The following is a 2,848-nucleotide window of genomic DNA, read 5'->3' on the forward strand; positions in this document are numbered from 1 at the left end:
CATGGCCATCCGCGGCCCCGGCACCGCCTATATGGCGCGCAAGGCGGGCAAGTCACGCGCTATTGGCGGCTGGGGTTTTCAGGTCGGCGACCAGGGCAGCGGCGCGCGCATCGGCCGCGACCTGCTGGAGCAGACACTGCTCGCCTATGACGGCATCCGTCCGGGCTCGCCGCTGACCGAGGCGATGCTCGCCGTCTTCCGCAACAACCCCGAGGACGTCGTCGAGTTCACCACCAATGCCAAGCCCGGCGATTTCGGCGGTTTCGCGCCCAAGGTCTTCGACCATGCCGCCAAGGGCGATCTTGTCGCCAACTGGATCCTCGACAAGGCGGTTGCCGACGTCGAAGCCTCGCTCGGGGCGCTCGATCTTGCCGGCAATGCGCCGCTCTGCCTGCTAGGCGGCCTGGCGCCGCTCTATGCGCCGCGGCTTTCGGCGCGCTACCAGGCGCTGCTGAAGCCGGCGCTCGACGATGCGCTCGGCGGCGCCGTGCAGATGGCGGTGCGCATCTTTGCGCGCGGTTCGGAGGTTGCCCAATGAGCGCCGCCGACCAGATCTTCGCCATGCTGAAGGAATCGTCGCAGAGCGGCGCGCCGCTCTATCTGCAGCTCAGGAAGAGCATCGAAGAAGCGGTCAACCGCGGCCTGATCGGGCCGGGCGACGCGCTGCCGTCGGAGCGCGACATCGCCAGCAAGGCCGACATCTCGCGCGTCACCGTGCGGAAGGCGGTGCAGGATCTGGTCAAGGGCGGCATCCTCGTCCAGCGCCACGGTTCCGGCACCTTCGTCGCCCCGCGCATGGAGCGCGTCGAGCAGTCGCTGTCCAGGCTCACCTCGTTCACCGAAGACATGGCTCGGCGCGGCATGGTGGTGCGCTCGGCCTGGCTCGACCGCGGTCTCTATGCGCCCTCGCCCGACGAGACGATGGTGCTCGGCCTGTCGTCGAACGAGCTGGTGGCGCGGGTGGCGCGCCTGCGCATCGCCAACGACACGCCGCTGGCGATCGAGCGCGCGTCGCTCTCGGCCAGCGTGCTGCCCGATCCCGAGGCGATCGGCTCCTCGCTCTATGCCGCGCTGGAACTGACCGGCAACCGGCCGGTTCGCGCCGTGCAGCGCATCTCGGCCGCCAATCTCGGCGACGGCGATGCGCGCCTGCTGGAAGTGCCGCCAGGGGTTGCCGGCCTGCATATCGAACGTATTTCCTATCTTGCGAGCGGCAAGGTGATCGAATTCACCCGCTCGATCTACAGGGGCGACGCCTATGATTTCGTCGCCGAACTCCGGCTGACCGGGCCGGGAGAGGAGAGCCGGCCATGAGCGCTACCCCCACCCATATGCGGCGCGAGATCGAGGAGATCCCGGAGGCCACGGCCCGCCTGCTCGATGGCTCGGCCGCCGTGCTGAGCGAAGCCGGGCGCGGCATCCGCGAGCGCGATCCGAGCTTCGTCGTCACCGTGGCGCGCGGCTCGTCCGACCATGCCGCCACCTTCATGAAATACGCCGTCGAACTGACCGCCGGCCTTGCCGTCGCCTCGGTCGGCCCGTCCATCGCCTCGATCTATGGCGCCAGGCTGAGGCTCGCCGGCTCGGCCTGCCTGGCGATCTCGCAATCGGGCAAGAGCCCCGACATCGTCGCCATGGCGGAGACGGCGCGGGCCGGCGGCGCGCTGACCGTCGCCATCACCAACACCGCCGATTCGCCGCTGGCGCGCGCCTCGGACTTTGCGATCGACATCCTGGCCGGGCCGGAGCGCAGCGTCGCGGCGACCAAGACCTTCGTCAATTCGGCGGTCGCCGGCCTGGCGCTGATGGCGCATTGCACCGGCGACGATGCGCTGCTTGCGGCATTGGCCCGCCTGCCGGAGCATTTCGAGAAGGCAATCGCCTGCGACTGGATGGCGCTGGCCGGCGCGCTTGAGACGCCGCGGTCGCTGTTCATCCTCGGCCGCGGTCCGTCTGCGGCGATGGCCAATGAGGCGGCGCTGAAATTCAAGGAAACCTGCGGCATGCATGCCGAGGCCTACAGCGCGGCCGAGGTCATGCACGGGCCGCTGGCGCTGGTCGGGCCGGACTTCCCGGTGCTGGCGCTCGCCGCGCGCGACGCTTCCGAACCGTCGGTCGCCGAGGCGGCCGACAATCTGGCCGGCAAGGGCGCGGCTGTGTTCGTGACATCCGGCAAAGCGACCAAGGCACGGGCCCTGCCCTATGTGGCGACCGGCCATCCGCTGACCGATCCGCTGGCGCTGATCGTGTCGTTCTATGGCTTCGTCGAGGCCTTTGCCCGCCATCGCGGCCTCGACCCCGATACGCCGCGCAATTTGCGCAAGGTGACGGAAACCGTATGAGCGACCGTTTCGCCCTCACTGGCGCCCGCATCTTCGACGGCGCCGACTGGCACGACAATGCGGCCCTCGTGGTGAGCGGCGGCCTGGTCGAGGCCATCCTCCCCGCCGGCGCCATTCCGGCCGGTGTCGATCGCATCGAGACCGACGGCCTGCTGGCGCCGGGCTTCGTCGACCTGCAGGTCAATGGCGGCGGCGGCGTCATGCTCAACGATCATCCGGATGTCGCTTCGATCGAGACCATTTGCCGGGCGCACGCGTCCTTCGGCACCACCGCTCTGTTGCCGACGCTGATCACCGATACGCCAGCGATCACGGCGGCCGCCGTCGCGGCCGGCGCCGCGGCGGCGCGGCAGAAGGTGCCGGGCTTCCTCGGCCTGCATCTCGAGGGCCCGCATCTGTCGGTCGCCCGCAAGGGCGCGCATGACCCGGCGCTGATCCGGCCGATGACGGACGCGGACCAGGCGGCGCTGATCGCGGCGCGGAAGGAACTCCCGGTCTTGCTGACC

The 2,848-nt window shown here is 69.8% G+C and carries 3 protein-coding genes and 1 pseudogene; all 4 read left to right on the forward strand.

Translation table 11 applies throughout. The features are described from left to right. The coding region (locus EN738_RS33075; protein ID WP_348629121.1) for a BadF/BadG/BcrA/BcrD ATPase family protein at positions 1-538 on the forward strand (538 nt) is incomplete at its 5' end. Next, positions 535-1,314 carry a GntR family transcriptional regulator gene (locus EN738_RS33080; protein WP_127287221.1) on the forward strand — a complete coding sequence of 260 codons (780 nt, stop codon included), beginning with the start codon at positions 535-537 and terminating at the stop codon, positions 1,312-1,314. The genes EN738_RS33075 and EN738_RS33080, both read left to right, overlap by 4 nt. Further along, entirely contained in the window at positions 1,311-2,342 is a 1,032-nt protein-coding gene (locus tag EN738_RS33085; RefSeq protein WP_127287222.1) for an SIS domain-containing protein, read from the forward strand. The genes EN738_RS33080 and EN738_RS33085 overlap by 4 nt, the downstream gene beginning before the upstream one ends. Further along, positions 2,339-2,848, forward strand: a pseudogene (locus EN738_RS33090) (amidohydrolase family protein); the annotation flags it as partial. The gene EN738_RS33085 and the pseudogene EN738_RS33090, both read left to right, overlap by 4 nt.

It is taken from the genome of Mesorhizobium sp. M4B.F.Ca.ET.017.02.2.1, assembly GCF_003998955.1.
Lineage (GTDB): Bacteria > Pseudomonadota > Alphaproteobacteria > Rhizobiales > Rhizobiaceae > Mesorhizobium > Mesorhizobium abyssinicae.

Bases quoted from the DNA above. Each gene is read 5' to 3' on its own strand.
- EN738_RS33080 (WP_127287221.1), top strand. From the start codon at position 535: ATGAGCGCCGCCGACCAGATCTTCGCCATGCTGAAGGAATCGTCGCAG.
- EN738_RS33085 (WP_127287222.1), top strand. From the start codon at position 1,311: ATGAGCGCTACCCCCACCCATATGCGGCGCGAGATCGAGGAGATCCCG.